General features: G+C 63.8%; 20 protein-coding genes. 15 read left to right on the top strand and 5 right to left on the bottom strand.

All coding sequences use genetic code 11. The features are described from left to right. Positions 1 to 593 precede the first annotated feature (593 nt). Positions 594 to 1,064, bottom strand: a complete 471-nt coding sequence (locus PJE01S_RS18680; RefSeq protein ID WP_068835162.1) for an Lrp/AsnC family transcriptional regulator — start codon at positions 1,062 to 1,064, stop codon at positions 594 to 596. 106 nt (positions 1,065 to 1,170) lie between these two features. On the opposite strand from PJE01S_RS18680, the gene mdeB reads away from it, so the two are divergent. After that, positions 1,171 to 3,858, top strand: coding sequence for an alpha-ketoglutarate dehydrogenase (gene mdeB, locus PJE01S_RS18675; RefSeq protein WP_068835161.1), 2,688 nt, complete (start codon positions 1,171 to 1,173; stop codon positions 3,856 to 3,858). A 65-nt stretch (positions 3,859 to 3,923) separates the two neighbouring features. Here mdeB and purN read toward each other — a convergent pair whose 3' ends face one another. Further along, positions 3,924 to 4,496 (bottom strand): phosphoribosylglycinamide formyltransferase, encoded by a 573-nt coding sequence (purN, locus tag PJE01S_RS18670; RefSeq protein WP_068835160.1) that lies wholly within the window; start codon positions 4,494 to 4,496, stop codon positions 3,924 to 3,926. An 18-nt stretch (positions 4,497 to 4,514) separates the two neighbouring features. Between purN and PJE01S_RS18665 the strand changes: the two genes are divergently transcribed. From PJE01S_RS18665 to PJE01S_RS18655, 3 genes are all read left to right on the top strand, one after another. Further along, positions 4,515 to 5,198, top strand: coding sequence for a YceH family protein (locus tag PJE01S_RS18665; RefSeq protein WP_068835159.1), 684 nt, complete (start codon positions 4,515 to 4,517; stop codon positions 5,196 to 5,198). 50 nt (positions 5,199 to 5,248) lie between these two features. After that, positions 5,249 to 6,445 (top strand): acyl-CoA dehydrogenase family protein, encoded by a 1,197-nt coding sequence (locus PJE01S_RS18660; protein WP_068835158.1) that lies wholly within the window; start codon positions 5,249 to 5,251, stop codon positions 6,443 to 6,445. Between the two features lie 105 nt (positions 6,446 to 6,550). Then, complete coding sequence (locus tag PJE01S_RS18655) at positions 6,551 to 7,666, top strand: acyl-CoA dehydrogenase family protein (protein ID WP_068835157.1); 1,116 nt, start codon at positions 6,551 to 6,553, stop codon at positions 7,664 to 7,666. 40 nt (positions 7,667 to 7,706) lie between these two features. On the opposite strand, the gene PJE01S_RS18650 is transcribed toward PJE01S_RS18655, so the two are convergent. Then, the gene (locus tag PJE01S_RS18650) at positions 7,707 to 8,645 is read right to left on the bottom strand and encodes a bestrophin family protein (protein ID WP_068835156.1); all 939 of its coding nucleotides are present in this window, start codon (positions 8,643 to 8,645) and stop codon (positions 7,707 to 7,709) included. A 95-nt stretch (positions 8,646 to 8,740) separates the two neighbouring features. Then, on the bottom strand, positions 8,741 to 9,298 hold the full coding sequence (locus PJE01S_RS18645) for an HNH endonuclease (protein WP_068835155.1): 558 nt from the start codon (positions 9,296 to 9,298) through the stop codon (positions 8,741 to 8,743). Between the two features lie 152 nt (positions 9,299 to 9,450). Between PJE01S_RS18645 and PJE01S_RS18640 the strand changes: the two genes are divergently transcribed. The 10 genes from PJE01S_RS18640 (at position 9,451) to PJE01S_RS18595 (ending at position 21,698) form a co-directional block, all read left to right on the top strand. Further along, positions 9,451 to 10,476 carry a bifunctional riboflavin kinase/FAD synthetase gene (locus tag PJE01S_RS18640; RefSeq protein ID WP_068835154.1) on the top strand — a complete coding sequence of 342 codons (1,026 nt, stop codon included), beginning with the start codon at positions 9,451 to 9,453 and terminating at the stop codon, positions 10,474 to 10,476. Positions 10,477 to 10,593: 117 nt separating this feature from the next. After that, complete coding sequence (gene ileS, locus PJE01S_RS18635; protein WP_068835153.1) at positions 10,594 to 13,428, top strand: isoleucine--tRNA ligase; 2,835 nt, start codon at positions 10,594 to 10,596, stop codon at positions 13,426 to 13,428. An 83-nt stretch (positions 13,429 to 13,511) separates the two neighbouring features. After that, on the top strand, positions 13,512 to 14,012 hold the full coding sequence (gene lspA, locus PJE01S_RS18630; protein ID WP_068835152.1) for a signal peptidase II: 501 nt from the start codon (positions 13,512 to 13,514) through the stop codon (positions 14,010 to 14,012). A gap of 382 nt (positions 14,013 to 14,394) precedes the next feature. Beyond that, positions 14,395 to 15,402: a LacI family DNA-binding transcriptional regulator gene (locus PJE01S_RS18625; RefSeq protein ID WP_068835151.1), complete on the top strand. Its 1,008-nt coding sequence runs from the start codon at positions 14,395 to 14,397 to the stop codon at positions 15,400 to 15,402. 47 nt (positions 15,403 to 15,449) lie between these two features. After that, a complete protein-coding gene (locus tag PJE01S_RS18620; RefSeq protein WP_068835150.1) occupies positions 15,450 to 16,475 on the top strand; it encodes an ABC transporter substrate-binding protein in 1,026 nt (341 codons plus the stop codon). A gap of 21 nt (positions 16,476 to 16,496) precedes the next feature. Then, on the top strand, positions 16,497 to 17,306 hold the full coding sequence (locus PJE01S_RS18615; protein WP_068835168.1) for an ABC transporter permease: 810 nt from the start codon (positions 16,497 to 16,499) through the stop codon (positions 17,304 to 17,306). A 4-nt stretch (positions 17,307 to 17,310) separates the two neighbouring features. Beyond that, a complete protein-coding gene (locus PJE01S_RS18610; protein ID WP_068835167.1) occupies positions 17,311 to 18,108 on the top strand; it encodes an ABC transporter permease in 798 nt (265 codons plus the stop codon). Then, entirely contained in the window at positions 18,098 to 19,156 is a 1,059-nt protein-coding gene (locus PJE01S_RS18605; protein ID WP_068835149.1) for an ABC transporter ATP-binding protein, read from the top strand. Before PJE01S_RS18610 ends, PJE01S_RS18605 begins: the two co-directional genes overlap by 11 nt. Then, complete coding sequence (locus tag PJE01S_RS18600) at positions 19,153 to 19,977, top strand: phosphodiesterase (protein ID WP_068835148.1); 825 nt, start codon at positions 19,153 to 19,155, stop codon at positions 19,975 to 19,977. The genes PJE01S_RS18605 and PJE01S_RS18600 overlap by 4 nt, the downstream gene beginning before the upstream one ends. 62 nt (positions 19,978 to 20,039) lie before the next feature. Next, positions 20,040 to 21,698, top strand: a complete 1,659-nt coding sequence (locus PJE01S_RS18595) for a Na/Pi cotransporter family protein (RefSeq protein ID WP_068835147.1) — start codon at positions 20,040 to 20,042, stop codon at positions 21,696 to 21,698. A 29-nt stretch (positions 21,699 to 21,727) separates the two neighbouring features. On the opposite strand, the gene PJE01S_RS18590 is transcribed toward PJE01S_RS18595, so the two are convergent. Beyond that, positions 21,728 to 22,756 carry a bile acid:sodium symporter family protein gene (locus tag PJE01S_RS18590; RefSeq protein ID WP_068835146.1) on the bottom strand — a complete coding sequence of 343 codons (1,029 nt, stop codon included), beginning with the start codon at positions 22,754 to 22,756 and terminating at the stop codon, positions 21,728 to 21,730. Between the two features lie 127 nt (positions 22,757 to 22,883). Here PJE01S_RS18590 and PJE01S_RS18585 point away from each other — a divergent pair, with 127 nt between their 5' ends. After that, positions 22,884 to 23,792, top strand: coding sequence for a LysR family transcriptional regulator (locus tag PJE01S_RS18585; RefSeq protein ID WP_068835166.1), 909 nt, complete (start codon positions 22,884 to 22,886; stop codon positions 23,790 to 23,792). The last annotated feature ends 6 nt before the right edge of the window (positions 23,793 to 23,798 follow it).

The following is a 23,798-nucleotide window of genomic DNA, read 5'->3' as shown; positions in this document are numbered from 1 at the left end:
CTTCGCCAAGAGAAAGTAAGCAAAGAGAAGGCGACCCGCAGTCTGGGTCCCTACGCTTCGCTACGGGCACCCTGCGCTGCTCGATTCCGGCGGGGGTCCGCAGAACTCGCCTTCGGCTCAAACAACTGCGGCCCTGATCCCGCCTCCATCTGCGCTGCTCGGCCCAGCCAGGACGGGTTTGGAACAAAGAAATCGGGATCGGGGAGCAGAACGCGCATGGCGCGTTCTGCGGAATTTGGCTGTTGGTATTGGTTTTTCTCTGCCCTCTACCCTTTCTGTATGCGCTGAGGAGCGCAGGGCCAGACGGATCAGGGCTCGTGCTTGTTTGAGCCGCAGGCGAGTTTGCACGAGACCCCGGCTGGACTGAGCACCGCAGGGTGCCCGTAGCGCAGCGAAGGGTCGCAGACAGTAGGGTCGCCTTTTCTTTGCTTACTTTCTTTTGGCGAAGCAAAAGAAAGTGAGTAGCCGCCGGGCTACCCCCGGCCAGCCACCTTCAGCAAAGCCAACTCGCTATCAATTCAATAGCTGTTTACGCATATTTCACTTGGGCAGAACGCCAATTTCATCAACAGCCACGCCCAACCAGCACCAAACTACCCACCCCGCGGCAAAGGCAACGCAGTTTTATACCGCACCTGCTTAAGCGCAAAACTCGACCGGATTTTCTCAATGCCGGGAATCGGCGAGAGCTGCTCCAGGATGAATTTCTCCAGCGCGCCTATATCGGCCACCGCCACGCGGATCAGGTAGTCGCTGTCGCCGCTCATCAAATAGCACTCCATCACCTCGTCATGCTCGGCGATGCGCCGCTCGAACTCGGCCAGCGATTCCTTGCTCTGCGAGCGCAGGCTGATGGAAATGAATACGTTCAGGCCCAAGCCCAGCGCCGCCGCGCTGGCAATCGCCACATAGCGGTCTATCACCTTGGCGGCTTGCAAAGCCTTGACACGCGCCAGGCAGGGCGAAGGGCTCAAATGGACGCGCCGGGCCAGCTCGACGTTGGACAGCGAGCCGTCGCGCTGAAGCTCATCAAGAATCTTTAAATCCAAATTATCAAGCTGCATTGTTCGTAAAATTTGATTTCCGCAGAATTTTATGCCGCCATGAATAGCTTCATCCCCATATTAAAGCAACATCTCCCGCCTCAAAATGCGTAAAGTGGTTAGCGCCATGAACCACGCCACACCCCAGCACCTTCTGATGCAAGCCGACGCCTCCTTCAACGCGACGCCCGATCCCGACCCGCAGGAAACTGCGGAGTGGCGCGAGGCATTTGAAGCCCTGGCCGCCACCCAGGGCCCGGCCCGCGCGCGCCAGATGCTGGACGAATTAAGCCGGCTTGCCCGCGCCCGGCGCATAGGCTGGCAGCCCGAGCTGTCCACGCCCTACATCAACACCATAGGCGTGAACGAGCAGCCGGTGTTTCCGGGCGATCTGGCGCTGGAAGAACGGCTGGCCTCGCTGATGCGCTGGAACGCGCTGGCCATGGTGGTGCGCGCCAACCAGGCCGAGACAGGCGGCTCGGCCGAGCTCGGTGGCCACATTGCCAGCTACGCCAGCGCCGCCGACCTGTTTGAAACCGGCTTCAACCATTTCTTTCACGCGCGCGAAGGCGTGGGTGAAGGCCAGCACCGCGGCGACCTGGTCTTCTTCCAGCCGCACAGCGCACCAGGCGTGTATGCGCGTGCCTACCTCGAAGGACGCCTGAGCGAAAAAGACTTGGGGCACTACCGCCAGGAACTCACCGCGCCCGGCCAGGATGCGCAGGGCCTGTGCAGCTACCCTCACCCCTACCTGATGCCGGATTTCTGGCAGTTCCCGACCGGCTCCATGGGCATAGGCCCGATCAGCTCGATCTACCATGCGCGTTTCATGCGCTACCTCACGCACCGGCGCCTGCTCGATTGCGCGGGCCGCAAGGTCTGGGGCGTGTTCGGCGACGGCGAGATGGACGAGCCGGAGTCCATGAGCGCGCTGACGCTGGCCGCACGCGAGGGGCTGGACAACCTGGTCTGGGTGGTCAACTGCAACCTGCAGCGGCTCGACGGCCCGGTGCGCGGCAACGGCCGCATCATCGACGAGCTGGAAAAACTGTTTGCCGGCGCCGGCTGGAATGTCATCAAGCTGGTCTGGGGCAGCGACTGGGATGGCCTGTTTGCACGCGACCTCACGGGCGCATTGACCCAGGCCTTCGCCCACACCGTCGATGGCCAGATGCAGACCTTTGCCGCCAAGGATGGCCGCTTCAACCGCGACAACTTCTTCGGCCAGAACGAAGAACTGGCGCGCCTGGCCCAAGGCATGACCGATGAGCAGATCGACCGGCTCAAACGCGGCGGCCACGACCTGGTGAAGATCCACGCCGCCTACGCGGCCGCGGCGAATCACCGGGGCCAGCCCACGGTGATCCTGGCGCACACCAAAAAGGGCTATGGCATGGGCAGCGCCGGCCAGGGCAAGATGACCACGCATTCGCAAAAGAAATTCGACGAAAGCGATCTGCTGGAATTTCGCAACCGCTTCAACCTGCCGCTCAGCGACGAGCAGGCCAAACACATCGCCTTTTACAAACCCGACGCCGACAGCCCCGAAATGCAGTACCTGCATGCCAAGCGCGCCGCGCTGGGTGGCTACCTGCCCCGGCGCGAGACGGCGGCAGACCTGGTGGCCATACCGCCCCTGCCCTCCTACGCCAGCTTTGCACTCGCCGCCGATAGCAAGGAAATGAGCACCACCATGGCCTTTGTGCGCATGCTGGGCGGCCTGCTGAAAGACCCGGCGCTGGGCCCGAAAATCGTGCCCATCGTCGCCGACGAGGCGCGCACCTTTGGCATGGCCAACCTGTTCAAGCAGGTCGGCATTTACTCCAGCGTGGGCCAGCGCTATGCGCCCGAAGACATAGGCTCGGTGCTCAGCTACCGCGAGGCGCTCGACGGCCAGATTCTGGAAGAAGGCATCAGCGAAGCCGGCGCCCTGGCGAGCTGGACGGCCGCGGCCACCAGCTACAGCGTGCATGGGCTGGCCATGCTGCCCTTCTACATCTACTACTCCATGTTCGGCTTTCAGCGCGTGGGCGACCAGATCTGGGCCGCCGCCGACCAGCGCGCACGCGGCTTCCTGCTGGGCGCGACCTCGGGCCGCACCACGCTGGGTGGCGAAGGCCTGCAGCACCAGGATGGCAGCAGCCACCTGATCGCCGCGACCATTCCCAACTGCAAGGCCTATGACCCGGCCTTTGCCTGCGAACTGGCGGTCATCATCGACTGCGGCATGCGCGAGATGATGGTGGAACAAAAAGACGTTTTTTATTACGTCACCATGATGAACGAGAACTACGCCCAGCCCGACCTGCGGCCCGGCGCCGAGGCCGACATCATTCGCGGTTGCTATCAGTTCAATAGCTACCTGCGCTCATCCGACAAGGGCCAGAGCCCTGAAACGCTTAAGAATGTGACGCTGCTGGGCTCGGGCGCCATCCTCACGGAAGTGATCAAGGCCGCGCAGCAGCTGGCCGAACAAGGCATTGCGGCAACGGTCTACAGCGTGACCAGCTGGAGCGAGCTCGCCCGTGACGGCGCGGCCTGCCAGCAGGCTGCACTGAACGATGAGAAAGCCGAGACGCAAGCCTTCATCACACAGCAGCTGCAGGCCAGCCAGGGACCCATCATCGCCGCCACCGACTATGTGCGCGCCGTGCCCGAAAGCATTCGCGCCTTCCTGCCGGCAGGCCGCAGCTACCTGACGCTGGGCACCGACGGCTTCGGGCGCAGCGACACGCGCGCCGCCCTGCGCGAATTTTTTGGCGTCAATGCGCAAAGTATCGTCAGGGCCGCGCTGCATTCGCTGAAGGCGACGTAAGCAACAGGCGAACAAAAGCCAAGCCGCGCCCGCGCGGGCGGGCCCCCACCCATCAGGTGGAGCGCTCAAAAAAAAGAGCGGACGGCCTGCGGAAAAATCAGGTGTTCCTGCGTCAGCACGCGGGCCGCCAGCGTCTGCGCCGTGTCGCCCGGCAACACGGGCACCGCCGCCTGCGCCAGGATGGCGCCATGGTCCAGCTCGGCCGTGACCTGGTGCACGGTGGCGCCCGCCACCCGGCAGCCGGCATCGATGGCGCGCTGGTGGGTGTTGAGCCCGGTGAAGGCCGGCAGCAGCGAGGGATGGATGTTGATCAGCCGGCCCGCGTAATGCTGCACAAAGCCTGGCGTGAGTATGCGCATGAAGCCGGCCAGCACCACCAGCGCCGGGGCATGCTGGTCAATGCAAGCCATCAGGGCAGCGTCGAAGGCCTCGCGCGAGTCAAACGACTTGTGCGACAACACATCGGTAGAAAGCCCCAGGTTTTTGGCCAGCGCCAGGCCCGGTGCGTCGGCCTGGTTGCTGATGACCGCGGCAATGCGCAGGCCGCGCTTTTCCTGCCAGGCTTCTTTTTGTGCGGCCCGGGCGATGGCTGCCATGTTGGAGCCGCCTCCGGAAATTAAGATCACGATGTTTTTCATTACTTCCGGATTATCCCCATGAGAGCACTCACCCTGATCGAAGCCCGCGTGCTGGCCACCCTGATGGAAAAAGCCCGCACCGTGCCCGACAGTTACCCGCTGTCGCTCAACGCCCTGCTGTTGGGCTGCAACCAGAAAACCAGCCGCGACCCGGTGATGGACCTCAGCGAGCCCCAGGCCCAGGCCGCGCTTGAGACGCTCAAGGCCCAGAGCCTGGTGTTTGAAGCCGCCTCCTCCCGCGTGCCGCGCTTTGAGCACAACTTCCAGCGCGGCTTCGGTGTGAATGAGCCACAGGCCGTCCTGCTGGGCTTGCTCATGCTGCGCGGGCCGCAAACGCCCGGCGAGCTGCGCACCAGCAGCGAGCGCTGGTACAAATTCGCCGACATCGCCAGCGTGGAAGACACCCTGGCCGAGCTCAAGGCCCGCGGCGAAGACAGTGGCGCCACCATGGTGCTGCAGCTGCCCCGGGCCGCCGGCATGCGGGAGCAGCGCTGGGCGCACACACTTTGCGGTGAGACGCTTCAACCGGCGCAGCGCAGTTCGGGCGACGGCGCCATGGACATGGATCCGGAGACGGAGCCGATTTCCCTGGGCCAGGCCGAGCGCCTGCAACAGCGCATCGCAGCGCTCGAATCCCAGGTCTTGCAGCTTCAGGGCCAGCTGGCCGCCCTGCACAAGGAGCTGGGCCTGTCTCAAGCCTGACAGCAGGCCGCGAACGATCGTGCTAAAAACACCGCACAGGAGACATTTTCATGGATTTAAGCTTCACCCCCGAAGAACAGGCCTTCCGCGAAGAAATTCGCGCCTGGGTTCATGCCAACCTGCCGGCCGATATTTCCCACAAGGTGCACAACGCTCTGCGCCTGTCGCGTGACGACCTGCAGCGCTGGGCCAGGATTCTGGGCAAAAAGGGCTGGCTAGGCTATGCCTGGCCCCAACAGTTCGGCGGCCCGGGCTGGAACGCCGTGCAAAAGCATTTGTTTGAAGAAGAATGCGCCATGGCCGGCGCACCGCGCATCATTCCGTTTGGCCCGGTCATGGTCGCGCCTGTCATCATGGCCTTCGGCAATGCGGAGCAGCAACAGCGCTTTTTGCCCGGCATTGCCAGCGGCGACGTCTGGTGGAGCCAGGGCTACAGCGAACCGGGCTCGGGCTCCGACCTGGCCTCGGTGAAGACCCGCGCTGAAAGAAAGACCCTGCCGGGCCGGGGCGACGTCTATATCGTGAACGGCCAGAAAACCTGGACCACGCTGGGCCAATACGGCGAGTGGATTTTCTGCCTGGTGCGCACCAATACCGAAGGCAAGCCCCAGGCCGGCATCTCCTTCCTGCTCATAGACATGAAGTCGCCCGGCGTGTCGGTACGCCCCATCGTGCTGCTCGACGGCGAGGCCGAAGTCAATGAGGTCTTTTTCGACAACGTGGAAGTGCCGGCCGAGAACCTGATCGGCGAGGAAAACAAGGGCTGGACCTACGCCAAGCACCTGCTCAGCCATGAGCGCACCAACATCGCCGACGTGAACCGCTCCAAGCGCGAACTCGAGCGCCTCAAGCGCATCGCCAAGGCCGAAGGCGTTTACGAGGACCTGCGTTTCCGCGATGAAATTGCCAGGCTGGAAGTCGATATCGTGGCGCTGGAAATGCTGGTGCTGCGTGTGCTTTCGGCCGAAAAGTCCGGCAAAAATTCGCTGGACATTGCCGGCCTGCTGAAGATCCGCGGCAGCGAAATCCAGCAGCGCTACAGCGAACTCATGATGCTGGCGGCAGGCCCCTACAGCCTGCCCTTCATCGAGGAAGCCATGGAAGCCGGCTGGCAAGGCGACTTCCCCGGTGGCCTGGCGGCCAACGCCCCCCTGGCCTCAACCTATTTCAACCTGCGCAAAACCACGATTTACGGCGGCTCCAATGAAGTGCAGCGAAATATCGTCGCTCAGACGGTATTGAGCTAAAAAACTGTTCCGGGATGGCGACGATTTTTCGCTTTGCGAAACAGGACCGCTCCCCCGCACCCCCTCCGAGAGGGGGCTTTCAGCAAGGCTACGCAAGGATTAAAAATGGACTTTGATTTCACAGACGACCAGGAACAACTGCGCGACGCGGTTCGCAAGTGGGTGGACAAGGGCTACGACTTCCAGCGCCGCCGCAGCATCACCAAGGCCGGTGGTTTCTCACGCCAAGCCTATGGCGAACTGGCCGAATTGGGCCTGCCCGGCCTCTACATTGCCGAGGAGCATGGCGGCCTAGGCATGGGCCCCGTCGACGGCATGGTGGTGATGGAAGAACTCGGGCGCGGCATCGTGCTGGAGCCCTTCGCCCAGACGCTGATCGCCGGTGGCCTGCTGTCCGGCTACGCGCCGCAGGCCCTCCAATCGGTCTGGCTGCCCCGGATCGCCGCCGGCGAAAGCCTGGTGGTGCTGGCCTACCAGGAACGCGCCGCCCGCTACCATTTTGAAAAATGTGAAGCAAAAGCGACGCCAGCCGGCGACACCTGGTCGCTTGACGCTATAAAAAACATAGTCCCCGTGGGCGACCAGGCCGATGCCTTCATCGTGCCCGCCATGGCCAATGGCCGGATGGCGCTGTTTTTGGTGGAGCGCAGCGCCACCGGCGTGAGCACCCGCGGCTACCGCACGCAGGATGGCGGACGCGCCGCCGACCTCAGGCTCAGCCATGCGCCGGCAACGCTGCTCACCACCGACGGCCTGGCGGCCCTGGCGCATGGCATTGACATCGGCATCGCCGCGGTTTGCGCCGAAGCCGTGGGCGTGATGGACAAGACCCTGGCGATCACCGTGGAGTACCTGAACACGCGCAAACAGTTCGGCGTGGCCATTGGCAGCTTCCAGGCACTGCGCCACCGCATCGCCGACATGAAGATGCAGCTCGAACTGGCCCGCTCCATGAGCTATTACGCCGCCCTGAAGCTCAATGAGGCGACCGATGAGCGCCGCCGGGCGCTGGCCCGCGCCAAGTACCAGCTGGGCGTCTCCATGCGCTTTGTCGGCCAGCAGGCGGTGCAGCTGCATGGCGGCATCGGCGTGACCGACGAGTACATCGTCAGCCACTATTTCAAGAAGCTCACCCAGCTCGAATTGACGTTTGGCGACACCCTGCACCAGCTCGGCGAAGTGTCTGCGCGCATGCAGGACACGGCAGGCGTTTTCGCCTGAAACGACCACCGGGCCCAGGCAGCCCGGTCGCCCAGGCGTCTCAGGTCAGGCGGTAGCCCACCGGCGCCAGCTCGGCCGGTGCGGTTTCACCCAGCGATTCCAGCAGGTTGATCTCTATGGTCCGGCACAGGGTATCGAGCGGCAGGTCGTTGGGCTCCAGACCAAAGGGCTCCTCGAGCTCATCGCCCAGCGCATCGAGTCCAAAGAAGGTGTAGGCCACGATGGCCACCACAAAGGGGGTCATGAAACCGATGGTGTCCACCAGGCCGAAGGGCAGCAAAAAACAATACAGATAAGCCGTTCTATGCAGCAGCAACGTGTAGGAAAAAGGCACGGGGGTGCTCTTGATGCGCTCGCAGGACGCCGCCGCCGCCGTCATGGACGACAGCGTGGCGTCTATGGTGGCGGCCAGGCAGGCGTCAATCCGCCCCTGTTGCTGGCACTGCCCCAGTTCCTTGCCGATTTGCAGCATCACCGCGTCGGGCTTGCTGCAGGCCTTTTCAATGGCCGGCCACTCGGCCTCGGGGACCCAGCGCCGCAGCTCGCTGCCATCCCGCTGGTCGCGCAGCTGCAGGCGCAGGGCATGCACATAGGCGATGGCGCGGTAGACGATGCGCTGGTGCATGGCATCGACGGCAGGCGCCTGGCCGGGCAGGCCTGCGGGCGCCATGAAGCTCTGGCACTGCCTGGAGAGCGAACGGCATCTGTGCACCAGCTCGCCCCACAGCTTGCGCCCCTCCCAGTAACGGTCGAAGGCGGCGGAATTGCGAAAGCCCAGAAAAATGGCCAGCGGCAAACCGATCAGCGTGAACGGAATGGTCGTCAGCGTGATCTTCACCGTGAATAAATTGCCGTGGGCAATCGTCACCAGGATGGCGCTCAGCGTACTGACCAGCAAGGCGCTTCGAATTCTTGGCAGCACCGAACCGCGCAGCAGGAAAAACAGGCGCAGGCCGGAAGGTCGCTCTCGAACGATCATGACGCAAGTCGAAGCAAGGGAAAACCCTCACTCAACCATGGACAACCGGCGAATTTCGGCCCTGCGCCAAGCTTTTCCACGTCCACAAAGAGCCACTAACTGAGCAAGCGCGAGGTCTTGGGCACATGCGCCATCAAAAACTCCATCTGGTCGACCAGGATACGGCGGTTGCGCAAAATGAAGTCTTCCCAGAGGCTGGGAACATAAGGCGTGTAGAGCAGCGGCATGTGGGCCTGCTCGGGCGTGCGGCTGCTTTTGCGGTGGTTGCAGGGCCGGCAGGCCGTGACCACATTCATCCAGCTGTCGATGCCGTTCTGGGCGAAGGGAATGATGTGTTCGCGCGTCAGGTGTTCTTCAAAGAAATGGCCGCCGCAGTAGGCGCACACATTGCGGTCGCGCGTGAACAGCTTGCTGTTGGTCAGCCCCGGCTTCAGCTCAAACGGGTTGATGTTGGGCACGCCCTTGGTGCCTATGATGCTGTTGACCGTGATGATGGACTGGTTGCCCGTGATCGCGTTGTGGCCGCCGTGAAAGGTGGCGATACGCGCGCCCATCTCCCAGCGCACTTCATCGGCCGCGTAGTGCAATACGGCCTGTTCGAGGCTGATCCACGATTGTGGCAACCCCTGGGCTGAGAGTTTCAGGACCTTCAAAACGAACCTCCATAAAGATGGAAACGCGGTATCAAGCTGTCGGTTTACCCAATATACCGCTAATTGGTGACAAACAGGTTCAAATCGCGAGCCCTTCATTTCCCGGCCCAATCCAACGCAGTGCCGACGCTATAAAAACGATAATTAGTCCCATGAAAGTTTTCCGCGGCTACCAACACCCCCAACTGGCGCCTCAATGCGCCCTGACCATCGGCAATTTCGATGGCGTGCACCGCGGCCACCAGGCCATGCTGGCGCTGCTTAAGAACGAGGCCCAGCACCGCGGTGTGCCCAGTTGCGTCTTGAGCTTTGAGCCGCATCCGCGTGACTACTTCGCCGCCGTCGCCCGCAAGCCCGAAATCGCGCCCGCGCGCATTGCCACCCTGCGCGACAAACTCACCGAACTGGCCCGCTGCGGCATAGACCAGTGCGTGGTGCTGCCCTTTGACGCACGGCTGTCATCGCAGCCGCCCGAAACCTTTATCCAGGACGTGCTGGTACGTGGACTGGGCACAAGGTATGTGCTGGTGGGCGATGATTTCCGCTTTGGCGTCAAACGCGCAGGCGACTACGCCATGCTGGACGCGGCCGGCGAGCGCCTGGGTTTTGACGTCGCCCGCATGAACAGCTACGAGGTGCACGGCACCCGGGTGTCCAGCTCGGCCGTGCGCGAGGCCCTGGCGCAGGGCAATATGGGGCAGGTGGCCGGCCTGCTGGGCCGGCCCTACAGCATCTCCGGCCATGTGGTGCATGGCCGCAAATTGGGCCGCGACCTGGGTTTTCGCACCGTCAATCTGCGCTTCAGCCACTGGAAACCGGCCGCCAGCGGGATTTTTGCGGTGCAGGTGTACGGCTTGTCCGGCGCGCCCCTGCCCGGGGTCGCCAATCTGGGCATCCGCCCCTCGATCGACCCTGACGACGTCAACGGCGGCCGGGTATTGCTCGAAACGCATTGCCTGGACTGGCCCGCCAGCCTGGGTGAGGAAGGGGCATACGGTAAAATCATTCACGTGGAACTGCTACACAAACTGCACGACGAACTGAAATACGACGGTCTGGACAGCCTCAAAGCGGGGATTGCCAAGGACTGTGACGATGCACGGGCATTTTTTGCCCAGTCATTTTCAGCCTCGATGCACACGGAAACCAGCCGCCAGACCACGCGCGACCGAATTTAGACGATCTCGTCGCCTGGCCCTTGTCTTCGCCTCCCGCATTGTCGGCGAACGGCTTTCTTCCCGCCCCGTCTTTCCGGCAGCCTTGCCTCTTCAGGCCGCCCTCAACAAAAGCATCCCATGTCTGACACCAAACCCGATTACCGCAGCACCCTGAACCTGCCCGATACCCCCTTCCCCATGCGCGGCGACCTGCCCAAGCGCGAGGCCGGCTGGGTCAAGGAATGGGAAGACAAGGGCATTTACAAAAAACTGCGCGACGCACGCTGCGGCGCGCCCAAGTTTGTGCTGCATGACGGCCCGCCCTACGCCAACGGCAAGATCCACATCGGCCATGCCGTCAACAAGGTCCTCAAGGACATGATCGTCAAGGCGCGCCAGCTCAAGGGCCTGGACGCCATCTATGTGCCGGGCTGGGACTGCCACGGCCTGCCCATCGAAAACGCCATTGAAAAACTGCACGGGCGCAACCTGCCGCGCGATGAAGTGCAGGCCAAAAGCCGCGCCTTTGCCACCGAGCAGATCGCCGGCCAGATGGCCGACTTCAAACGCCTGGGCGTGCTGGGCGAATGGGACAATCCCTACCGCACCATGGACTTCGGCAACGAAGCCCAGGAAATCCGCGCGCTCAAACGCATCATGGAACGCGGCTTTGTCTACCGCGGCCTGAAACCCGTGTACTGGTGTTTTGACTGCGGCTCATCGCTGGCTGAGTTTGAAATCGAATACGCCGACAAGAAATCGCAGACGCTGGACGTCGGCTTCAAATGCGCCGAGCCCAATAAGCTGGCCGCCGCCTTTGGCCTGAAGAGCCTGGCCAAGGACGCCTTCGCAGTGATCTGGACCACCACCGCCTGGACCATCCCGGCCAACCAGGCGCTGAATCTCAACCCCGAGCTGGACTACGCGCTGGTCGATACCGAGCGCGGCATTTTGCTGCTGGCCGCGTCACTGGTCGAGAAATGCCTGGAGCGCTACCAGCTCGCCGGCACCGTGCTGGCCACCACGCAGGGCAAAAACCTGGCGCTGCTGAAGTTCATGCACCCGTTTTATGACGTGAAAGACGAGAACGGAAACCAGGGCTACCACCGCTTCAGCCCGGTGTTCCTGGCCGACTACGCCACCGCCGACGACGGCACGGGTATCGTGCATTCCTCGCCCGCCTACGGCGTGGAAGACTTTAACTCCTGCATCGCCAATGGCATAAGCTCCGACGACATCCTGAACCCGGTGCAGGGCAACGGCCGTTATGTCGATGAGCTGGCGCTGTTCGGCGGCCTCAACATCTGGAAAGCCGCGCCGCTGATCATCGAGAAGCTGCGCGAGCATGGCCGCCTGTTCGACACCCATGACATCGTTCACAGCTACCCGCATTGCTGGCGCCACAAGACGCCGGTGATTTACCGCGCCGCAGCCCAGTGGTTTGTGCGCATGGATGAGGGCGAAGGCGTCTTCACCAAGGACAAGGCCGGCAAGACCCTGCGCCAGCTGGCTTTGGCGGCCATCGAGGCAACCAGTTTCTACCCGGAAAACGGCAAGGCGCGCCTGCAGGGCATGATTGCCGGCCGGCCCGACTGGTGCATCAGCCGCCAGCGCAACTGGGGCGTGCCCCTGCCCTTCTTCATCCACACCGCCACCGGCGAGCTGCACCCGCGCACCATGGAGATCATGGACCAGGCCGCCGACATGGTGCAGGCCGGCGGCATCGAGGCCTGGAGCAAGGCCAGCGCCGAATCCATCATAGGCGCCGACGCCCCTGACTACATCAAGAGCACCGACATCCTCGACGTGTGGTTTGACTCGGGCACCACGCACGACCACGTGCTGCGGCATAGCCACGCCGCGCAGTCGACTTGGCCGGCCGACCTGTACCTGGAAGGCCATGACCAGCACCGCGGCTGGTTCCACTCCTCACTGCTCACCGCTTGCGCCATGTACGATCACGCGCCCTACAAGGGCTTGCTGACCCACGGCTTCACGGTGGACGGCAAGGGCCGCAAGATGAGCAAGAGCGAGGGCAATGTGGTGGTGCCGCAGGAGGTCAGCGACAAGCTGGGCGCCGAAATCATCCGCCTGTGGTGCGCGTCGACCGATTACTCGGGCGACCTGGGCATTGACGACAAAATCCTGGCCCGCGTGGTGGACGCCTACCGCCGCATCCGCAACACGCTGCGCTTTTTGATGGCCAACGTGAGCGATTTCGATCCGGCCAAAGACGCCGTGCCGTATGAAGACATGCTGGAGATAGACCGCTACGCGCTGAGCCGCGCGGCCCAACTGCAGACCGACATCCTGGCGCACTACGAGGTGTATGAATTCCATCCGGTGGTCTCCAAGCTGCAGATTTATTGCAGCGAAGACCTGGGCGCCTTCTACCTCGACATCCTGAAAGACCGGCTTTACACGACGGGCCCGAAATCACTGGCACGGCGCAGCGCGCAAACCGCGCTGTGGCAGATCACGCATGCCATGCTGCGCTGGATGGCGCCCTTCCTGAGCTTTACCGCCGAAGAGGCCTGGAAGGTGTTTGGCCAGTCCGAATCCATCTTCCTGGAAACCTATGCCGACTTCAAGCCGCAGGACGATGCCCTGCTGGCCAAGTGGTCGCGCATCCGCGAGATCCGCGACGCGGTCAACAAGGACATCGAGGCCTTGCGCGCCGACGGCAAGGTCGGCTCGTCATTGCAGGCCAATGTGGCCCTGGAAGTCAACGCCGACGACCACGCCCTGCTGGCCGGCCTGGGCGAGGACCTGAAGTTTGTGTTCATCACATCCGCTATTGATTTGGTAGCTGGAAGCGCCCTGCAGTCAAGGGTGAGCGCCAGTTCAGCCACCAAATGCGAGCGCTGCTGGCATTACCGCGACGACGTGGGCCATGACGCCGCGCACCCGACGATTTGCGGCCGCTGCACCAGCAACCTGTACGGTGCCGGTGAAGACAGGAAATTCGCCTGATATGACCAGCCCCCACACTCACTTCGTTCGCCGTCCCCTCAAGGGGCGCCCAATGCCCTTCGGGCGGCCGGGCGGGCATTGATATGGCCAAAGCCACCGCCACCAAAATATCCGGCGCCATGCTGCCCTGGCTGGGCCTGGCGCTCCTGCTGCTGATTGCCGACCAGTTCACCAAGGTGCTGATCCTGGGCTACTACCGCCTGGGTGACGCCACCTATGTGACCAGTTTCTTCAACGTGGTGCGCGTGCACAACAGCGGCGCGGCGTTTTCCTTCCTGGCGTCCGCATCGGGCTGGCAGCGCTGGTTTTTCACCGTCATCGGCATCGCCGCTGCCCTCTTCATCGTGTGGCTGCTCAAGTCGCATGCCGGGCAAAAACTGTTCTCGTTTGCACTGGCCTGCATTCTGGGCGGCGCCATCGGCAACGTGATTGACCGCACCCTGCACGGCTATGTGGTGGACTTTCTGGATTTTCACCATGGCAACTGGCACTTCCCGGCTTTCAACCTTGCCGACAGCGCCATCACCCTAGGCGCGATCTGCCTGATCCTGGACGAATTGCTTCGGGTGCGACGAACACGTTGATATAAGAACTTGTCCGGGAATAATTTGGGGTCGCGTTGGGCCGCAATCGGGATGAGTTGGCTGCCAACATCACTCCGCATGGGCTCATGCCCATGCAAGGGATTTGGTAGTCAAATCGCCCGATTGCGCCCCAACCCGAAGGGCAAGTGGATTTGCGGGCGATCTGCGTTGTTGCAAAATCAGGTAAGGCTGTAGCCTTACCTTGGATTTTGCGCCTAGCAGCTCATCCCGAAAATCCACTTGCGCGACCCCAAATTATTCCCGGACAAGTTCTTAATCCGGCGGCGCTCCAAGCGCATCGCTTCCCGCGGGCCTGCCCGCATGTCATCACAGTGCCATATTTCCATCTAAAAATGTAAACGATTACATTTTCGGGGATTGCATGAGCATTCAGGACGTTGCGGTGAAGGCGGGCGTATCGGTGGCAACGGTGTCGCGGGTATTCAATACGCCGGGGAAAGTCACGCCCGCCACGCGTGAACACGTGCAGAAGGCAGCCAGCGCGCTCGGCTATGTGCCCAACGCGAGCGCCCGCACCCTTCGCACGCAGCGAAGCCGCGTGCTGGGCATTGTGTTGCCCACCCTGTTGAACCCGGTTTTTGCCGAATGCCTGGAGGGCATTGCGCAGGCGGCCACCACCGCAGGCTATGCCATTCTTCCGCTCACCACCGACTATCGGCTGGAACTGGAAGACCGGGCCGTCAACCTGCTGATGGCCGGCAATGCCGACGGCATGATTCTGGTCGTTTCCAACCCGGCCACTTCGCTGGCCCTGGCGCGCCTGTGCAATGCCCGCATGCCTTATGTGCTGGCCTACAACCAGCATCCCGACCATCCCTGCGTGTCGGTCGACAGCGAACAGGCCGTGGCGGACCTGGTCGCGCGGCTGGCCAGCCTGGGGCACCGCCGCATCACCCTGGTCAGCGGCCAGCTCGCAGCGTCTGACCGTGCACAACAGCGTCGCCGCGGTTTTGTGCGCGGCATGGAGGCGGCCGGCCTTGACGGCTCCAGCCTGCTGGAAGTGCCTTTTGTTCAGACCGCCGTCCAGGAGATCAGCGACGTCCTGCGGCGCACGCCCCGCCCCACGGCACTGGTTTGCTCCAACGATCTGCTGGCCATCCGCAGCATCCGCGCGGCACACCTGGCAGGCCTGTCCGTGCCTCGCGACCTCAGCGTCACCGGCTTTGACGGCATCGCACTGGGCGAAGACCTGACGCCCATGCTCAGCACCATCACCCAGCCCAACGCCGATATCGGCCGGTGCAGCGTGGAATTGCTGATTCAGGCGCTGGCGGGCGGGGCGCCCCTGACGCAAGCCGCCAGCATTTGCCTGGCACACGCCTTTCGCACCGGCGAGTCGTGCACGGCGCCCGATGCGGCGACCCATTAATTTCATTCCCGTTGTTCCCTCACCAACCTTTTGAACGGAGTTCTCCCATGCGAAAGACACTGAAACATATCCTGCACCGCTGTGCCCGCGGCGCGCTGCTGGCATTCGGCCTGGCCGTCGGCGCCAGCGCCTTCGCGCAAAACGCCATCTGCTACAACTGCCCGCCCGAATGGGCCGACTGGGCCAGCCAGATCAAGGCCATCAAGACCAAGACCGGCATCACCGTGCCGCCGGACAACAAGAACTCCGGCCAGTCGCTGGCGCAGATGGTGGCCGAGAAAGCCAGCCCGGTGGCCGACGTGACCTACCTGGGCGTGACCTTCGCCATCCAGGCGCAAAAAGAGGGCGTGGTCACGGCCTACAAACCGGCCGGCTGGGCGGATATTCCCGAAGGACTGAAAGACCCGCAAGGCCACTGGTTCACCATCCATTCCGGCACCATGGGCTTCATGGTGAACGTCGATGCGCTCAAGGGCAAGCCGGTTCCGAAGTCCTGGGCAGACCTTCTCAAGCCCGACTACAAAGGCCTGATCGGCTACCTGGACCCGGCATCCGCCTTCGTCGGCTACGTGGGCGCGGTGGCGGTGAACCAGGCGCGCGGCGGCACGCTGGACAACTTCACGCCCGGCATCGACTACTTCAAGGCGCTGCAGAAGAACGAACCCATCGTGCCCAAGCAGACCGCTTATGCCCGCGTGCTGTCGGGTGAGATCGCCATCCTGCTGGACTACGACTTCAACGCCTACCGCGCCAGGTACAAGGACAAGGCGAATGTGCAGTTCGTCATCCCCGCCGAAGGCACGCTGGTCGTGCCCTATGTGATGAGCCAGGTGGCCAACGCGCCGCACGCCGACAATGCCCACAAGGTGCTGGACTTCGTGCTGTCCGACGAAGGCCAGGCGCTCTGGGCCAATGCCTACCTGCGCCCGGTGCGCGCCAATGCGATGCCGAAAGAGATCCAGGCCCGCTTCCTGCCCGCCAGCGAGTACGCCCGCGCCAAGACGGTGGACTACGGCAAGATGGCCGCGGTGCAAAAGGGCTTCTCGGACCGCTACCTGAAAGACGTGCAGTAAGCCTGCACCATGGCGCTCCGCATGTCTTCCACCTCCCGCCTGCTGGGCGCCTGCGCGGCGCCGGCCGCGGCCTTCTTCAGCGCGTTCTGGTTGCTGCCGGTGGTGCGCCTGTTCGCCCTGCCTGCAGAAAAAGGCTGGGCCACCTATTTCGCGGTGCTGACCGACGGCCGCTATCTGCACAGCCTGCTCAACACGCTGGGCCTGTCGCTGGCGGTCACGCTAGCCACGCTGGTGCTCGGCGGCCTGGTCGGCATCACGCTGGCGCGGCAACGCTTTGCCGGCAAGCCGCTGCTGCTGTCGCTGCTGACCCTGCCGCTGTCGTTTCCCGGCGTGATCATCGGCTTCTTCATCATCCTGCTCGGCGGCCGCCAGGGCCTGGTGGCCGACGTGACGGAATGGCTGGGCCTGGGCCGCACCACGTTTGCCTATGGACTGACCGGCCTGTTCTTCGGCTATCTGTACTTCTCGCTGCCGCGCGCCATCGCCACCTACACCGCGGCGGCAACGGCCATGGACCCGCAGCTGGAAGAGGCAGCTAGATCGCTGGGTGCCTCCCGCTGGCGCGTCGCCAGAGATGTATGGATTCCCGAGCTGGCGCAGACCACGCTTGCGTGTGGCGCTATTGTTTTTGCTACATCCATGGGCGCCTTCGGCACGGCGTTCACGCTGGCCAGCAAATTTGAAGTGCTGCCCATCACGCTGTATAACGAGTTCACCAACTACGCCAACTTCGCGCTGGCCGCCAGCCTGTCGATCACGCTGGGCATCATCACCTGGCTGAGCCTGTTCCTGGCGCGCCATGCGGCGGGCCCTGCCGCCGCCGGAGCTTGAAACCATGGCCCATCCACGACAAATCCCTCCCTTGCTGCTGGCGCTGACCGCGCTGGTCAGCGTCTTCATGCTCGCGCCCATCGCCTTGTCGGTGCTGGCCGGCCTGGTTAACAACTACAGCACGGGCCTGGCCAGCGGGCTGACCCTGCGCTGGATCGGCGAGGTGCTGGACGTGTACGGCGGCACCGTGGCCGCGTCGCTGCTGCTGGCCCTGCTGTGCGTCGCCGGCAGCCTGCTGCTGGGCGTGCCCTGCGCCTATGCGCTGGCCCGCAGCCGTTCGCGTTGGGCGCGGCTGTTCGAAGAGCTGCTGACCCTGCCGGTGGCCGTGCCCGGCCTGGCGACCGCGCTGGCGCTGATCCTGGCCTACGGGCAGCTGCGCGAATTCCGCCAGAGCTTTGCCTTCATCCTGGTCGGGCACCTGGTCTTCACCCTGCCCTTCATGGTGCGCACCGTGGGCGCAGCGTTTCGGCGCCACGAACTGCTGGCGCTGGAGGAAGCCGCGCGCTCGCTGGGCGCCAGCTTCGGCCAGCGTTTCATCGGCGTGCTGATGCCCGCCGTGCTGCCCGCCATCGTCGCCGGCAGCCTGATGGTCTTCACCCTGTCGGTCGGCGAATTCAACCTGACCTGGATGCTGCACACGCCGCTGACGCGCACCCTGCCGGTCGGCCTGGCAGACAGCTATGCGTCGATGCGCATAGAGATCGGCTCGGCCTACACCCTGGTCTTTTTGCTGGTCATCCTGCCCGTCCTGTGGGGCTTGCAATGGCTAGCCCATTTGATTGAGAAACACCATGGAACTTGAACGCACGCGTGTGGACGTGATCGACTGCGCCAAAACCTATGCCGACGGCACGCGCGGCCTGCAGCCCACCACGCTCTCGATAGAGCCCGGCGAAGTGCTGGCCCTGCTCGGCCCCTCGGGCTGCGGCAAAACCACCTTGCTGCGCCTGATCGCCGGGCTGGAAACACCCGACGCAGGCAGCCGCATCCTGTTCGGCGGCGAAGACGTGACGGCACTGGCCATCGAGCGTCGCGGCATCGGCATGGTGTTCCAGCACTACGCGCTGTTTCCGCAGATGTCGGTGGCGGCGAATATCGGCTACGGCCTGCGCATCCGCGGCGTGCCCTTAGATGAACAGCGCCGCACCGTCGGCGAACTGGTCGATCTGGTGCGCCTGGGCGGCCTGGAGAACAAGCGCCCGGCCGAGCTTTCCGGCGGCCAGCGCCAGCGCGTGGCCCTGGCCCGCGCAGTGGCGGTGCGCCCGCGCGTGCTGCTGCTCGACGAGCCGCTGACCGCGCTCGACGCCAAGCTGAAAGAATCGCTGCGCGACGAGCTGGCCGAACTGCTGCGGCGCCTGCACATCACCGCCATCCACGTCACGCACGACCAGCAGGAAGCGCTGGCGATCGCCGACCGCCTGGCGGTGATGCAGGCCGGCCGCATCGTGCAGGTAGGCGATGGCGAGACCCTGTACCGCCGTCCCGGCCACCCGTTTGTGGCGGCCTTTCTGGGCCGGGTAAATACGCTCAAACGTGACACCCAGGCGCTGATGCGCAACCTGCTGCCGCTGGGTGGTCTGCTGCTGGAATGCCCCCCTGCCCGCGCCGGCCAGAGCGCGCTGCTGGTGCGCCCGGAAGACATCGAGATCGGCCCGCTGCAGTCCGGCGCCGGCCAGGCTGTGGTACAGCGCCGCAGCTTTCTGGGCGACCGGGTACAGCTGACCCTGTCGCTGACCGACCAAGCACTCCTGCAGGCCGAAGTGCCACGCGACCACCCGGCCCAAGTGGGCGACACTGTGGGCATCCGCATCGTCCCCGAACGCCTGATGCCCTGCGAGGAGGCTGTATGACGACCCTGCTACTCCAACTCTCCGACCTGCACATCCGCGAACCCGGCCGCCTGGCCTATGGCCGCCTGGACACCGCCCCCTATCTGCAGCAGGCGGTGGACACCATCCTGCGCCTGCCGCAGCAACCGAACGCCATCGTCCTCACTGGCGACCTGACCGACTTTGGCCGCGCCGCCGAATACGCCCATCTGCGCAGCCTGCTGGCGCCGCTCACGATGCCGATCTACCTGATGCCCGGCAACCACGATGACCGTGAACAGATGCGCCAGGTCTTTGCCGACCACGCCTACCTGGGCGACAGCGGCTTTGTGCAGTTCAGCGTGGCCGTGGGCGGCCTGCAGCTGGTGGCACTCGACACGGTGGTGCCCGGCGCCAGCCACGGCGGCCTGTGCGCCGAGCGCCTGCAGTGGTTGACCGAGACCTTGGACCAACACCGCGACCGGCCGGTAGTCATCGCCATGCACCATCCACCGTTCCCCACCTTGATCGGCCACATGGACGAGATCGGCCTGCTGCAAGGCGCAGACGCGCTGGAGGCATTGGTGGCGAAACACCCGAATGTGGAGCGCATCGTCTGCGGCCATTTGCATCGGAGCATCCAGGTGCGTTTTGGCGGCACGGTCGCGATGACGATTCCCTCGCCCGCGCACCAGGTGTGCCTGGACCTGGCGCCCGACGCCGCCTCGGCCTGGACACTGGAGCCGCCCGGCTTTGGCCTGCACGCCCTTCCCGACGGCGGACGGCTCATCAGTCACACAGTGGCCAGCGGGCGCTATGAGGGCCCCTTTCCCTTTCACGAGGACGGGCAGCTCATCGACTAGGCTTCGGACTAGGCCTTGCGGCAAAGCGCAGGGCCCGAGGGCGTATAGTGGCGCCTGAAGTTATGAAGCACTTGTTGAATCTTTTAGCGGCGATTGCGCTGCTGGTCTGGGGCACCCATCTTGTACGTACCGGCATCCTGCGGGTGTTCGGCGCCAATTTGCGCCATGTGCTGGCGCGCAGCATCAGTAACCGCTATGCGGCAGCCGTCTCCGGCATAGGCGTCACCGCGCTGGTGCAGTCCAGCACCGCCACCTCGCTGATTGTTTCCTCGTTTGTCGGGCAAGGCCTGGTCGCCCTGCCGCTGGCACTGGCCGTCATGCTGGGCGCGGACATCGGCACCAGCGTGATGGCGGTAGTGTTCTCGTTTGATTTGTCCTGGCTGTCGCCGCTCTTCATCTTCGTGGGCGTGGTGCTGTTCATCTCAAGGCAAGACACCAACACCGGCCGTTTTGGCCGCGTTCTGATTGGCCTGGGCCTGATGCTGCTGGCGCTGCGGCTGGTCACGGCGTCCACCGAAGTGCTGACGCAGGCGCCTGCCGTCAAGGCCCTGCTCGCATCGCTGAGCAGTGACCGGCTGCTTGAAATCACGGTAGGCGCGGTTTTGGCGGTCGCGTCCTATTCAAGCCTGGCGATTGTGCTGCTCACGGCCACGCTGGCCGCATCCAGCGTAATCCCCCTCGACGTGGCGCTGGGCCTGGTGCTGGGTGCCAATCTGGGCAGCGGCCTGCTGGCCGTGATTACCACCCTGCGCGCTGCCGTTGAAGTGCGGCAGGTGCCGCTGGGCAATTTACTGTTCAAGCTGCTGGGCGTGGCCATCACCGCACCACTTGTGGGCCTGTGGCTGCACCATGTGCAACCCTACCTCGGCGAGCCTGCCACCGTGGTGGTGCTGTTTCATTTGACCTTCAATCTGCTGGTGGGCCTGGTGTTTATCGGCTGGACACAGGAGATTGCACGCTGGGTTGAAAAACTGCTGCCCAAGCCCGACAAAACGACTTCCAGTGGCCGGCCACACCACTTGGATCCGTCGGCCCTGTCAACGCCCTCCCTGGCAATTTCGTGCGCGGCACGCGAGGCGCTGTACCAGGCCGATGTGGTCGAAACCATGCTGCGCGGCATGCTGGAAGTCATCAAGAAAGATGACCTCAAGCTGGCGGGAGACCTGCGCAAGATGGACGACATGGTGGATGAGCTGTACTCGTCCATCAAGTACTACCTGACAAAAATCTCGCGCGAGGCATTGGGCGAAGAGGAAAGCCGACGCTGGACCGACATCATCAGCTTCACCATCAACATGGAGCAGATCGGCGACATCATAGAGCGCGTGCTGATTGACATTGAGGACAAAAAGATCAAGCCCGGCCGCCAATTTTCGGAGGCCGGCATGGCCGAAATTGCCGAATTGCATGACCGGCTGATTGACAACCTGCGGCTGGGCATGAGCGTTTTTTTGAACGGCAATGTGCACGACGCGCAGAAACTGCTGGAAGAAAAAGCGCGCTTTCGCGACCTGGAACGCGCCTATGCCACCTCCCACCTGGGCCGGCTGTCGGCCAACACGCTGCAAAGCCTGGAAACCAGTTCCCTGCACATCGACCTGATCAGCGACCTGAAACGCATCAACTCCCACATCTGCTCCATCGCCTACCCGATCCTGGACACGGCTGGCGCACTGGCGCCCAACCGGTTTCGGCAGCCCCAGAAGGCCGAGCAGGCCTGAACCCGCCCGTCACCCGCGTTCCCGCGATATCAGCGCCGCGGCAGCGGTGCCGTTGCGCCGGCTGATGCGGTCAATGCAGGGGCCGGCTCGGCCCCGGCGCGCCGCGCATAGCGTTGCGCCAGAACGGCACACACCATCAACTGGATCTGGTGAAACAGCATCAGCGGCAGCACGATCGCACCGACGGCATGCGAGGCGAACAAGACCTTGGCCATGGGAATCCCGCTGACCAGGCTTTTCTTGGAGCCGCAGAACACCATGGTGATTTCATCCTCCGTGGAAAACCCGAGCCTGCGACTGCCCCAGGTGGTCAGCGCCAGCGCCAGGGCCAGCAATGCCACGCAAACCACCAGCAGCCCGAGCAAGACAATCACCTGCACCTGCCTCCACAGCCCCTCTACCATCGCCGCACTGAACGCGGTGTAGATCACCAGCAGGATGGAGCCTTGATCCACGCCCTTGAGTACCGTGGCATGGCGCTTGACCCAGCCGCCTATCCAGGGCCGCAGCAACTGGCCGGCAACAAAAGGGACCATCAGCTGCAGCAGGATGCGGCCAACGGAATCCAGCGAGCCTGAGCTCCCCAGGCTGTGGGGTAGCACGACCAGGCTGACCAGGACCGGCGTGACAAAAATGCCTATCAGGGTGGAAGCCGAGGCACTGCACACCGCCGCCGGAATGTTGCCGCGCGCCATGGAGGTGAAGGCAATCGCCGACTGCACGGTCGCCGGCAGGCAGCACAGGAACAGCACGCCCAGATAAAGATCAGGCGTGACCAGCGGCGCCAGCAGCGGCTTGAGCGCGAGACCCAGCAGCGGAAACAGCACAAAGGTCGAGGCCAGCACCAGCAGGTGCAGCCGCCAGTGCGTGACCCCGGCAATCACCGCTTCACGCGACAGCTTGGCACCATGGAGGAAAAACAGCAGGCCAATGGCCGCCGTCGTCAATGTCTCGAAGCCATGGGCGATCCCGCCCCGGGCCGGCAGCCAACTGGCCAGTGTGACGGTGGCGAACAAAGCCAAGGTGAAGTTGTCAGGCAAAAAACGGGAACGGGACATCGCAGCGCTCGCAAATTGAGGATTCAACACCGGCGGGGGCTGGCAGGCGCTCGCCAAAACCCTGATTGGACCCCGGGCGAATTCAAAAGAGAAATGGATTTATCAAATAGACTCATGATTAATCATGATGAATGTGACCCTGCGCCAATTGCGCGTGTTCCAGGCCGTGGTGCAGCAGCGCAACTTCAGCCGCGCCGGCGACGTGGTCGGCCTGACCCAGCCGGCCATCAGCCGCTGCATCCGTGAACTGGAAGAGCAGCTCGGCCTGCAACTGCTCAACCGCACCACGCGCGAGGTGGCGCCCACCGAGGCCGGCCGCAGCCTGGCGGGCAAGCTCGACCGCCTGCTGGATGAGCTGGAACTGGCACTGCTGGACGTGCAGGGCATGGCCAGCATGCGCCGCGGCAAGGTGCGCGTGGCCAGCAGCCCCACGCTGTCGGCCAACCTGATGCCGGCCTGCATTGCGCTGTGCGCCCAGCGCCATCCCGAGATCCAGCTGGTGCTGCTGGACAGAGTCCAGCAGGACGTGCTGGGCAGCGTGCGCGCCGGCGAGGTGGATTTCGGCGTGGTGATAGACCCGTCCACGCCGGACGACCTGCACTGCCAGACCATTTTGCGTGAACCCTTCTGCCTGGTGTGCCGCAGCGACCACCCGCTGACACGCAGGAAGAGCGTCCCCTGGCAAGCCTTGACGGGCGAACACCTGGTGTTGCTCGATCACGCCTCCGGCAGCCGCCGCCTGATTGACGAGGCGCTGCAGCAGCAACATGCGGCGGCCGCCGTGGTGCAGGAACTCAGCCATCCCACCACGGTGTTCCGCATGGTCGAGGCGGGCATAGGCTGCACCGTGCTGCCGGCACTGGCCGTGTCGGCCAGTGAACTCCAGGGCCGGGCCTTGCAGGTGTGCCGGCTCAGGCCGCAGGTGGAGCGCAGCGTCATGCTGGTGCACCGCAAGAACCGCGCACTGGCGCCTTTGGTCACGCTGGTCTGGCAATTGGTCGCGGAGGTGGCGGGCGACTTGCCCTCGGCCCTGTAAAGCCAC

Source organism: Polaromonas jejuensis NBRC 106434, assembly GCF_001598235.1.
GTDB lineage: Bacteria > Pseudomonadota > Gammaproteobacteria > Burkholderiales > Burkholderiaceae_C > Polaromonas > Polaromonas jejuensis.
Note: the sequence above shows the minus strand (reverse complement) of the source record. Positions and strands in the feature narration are given on the sequence as shown.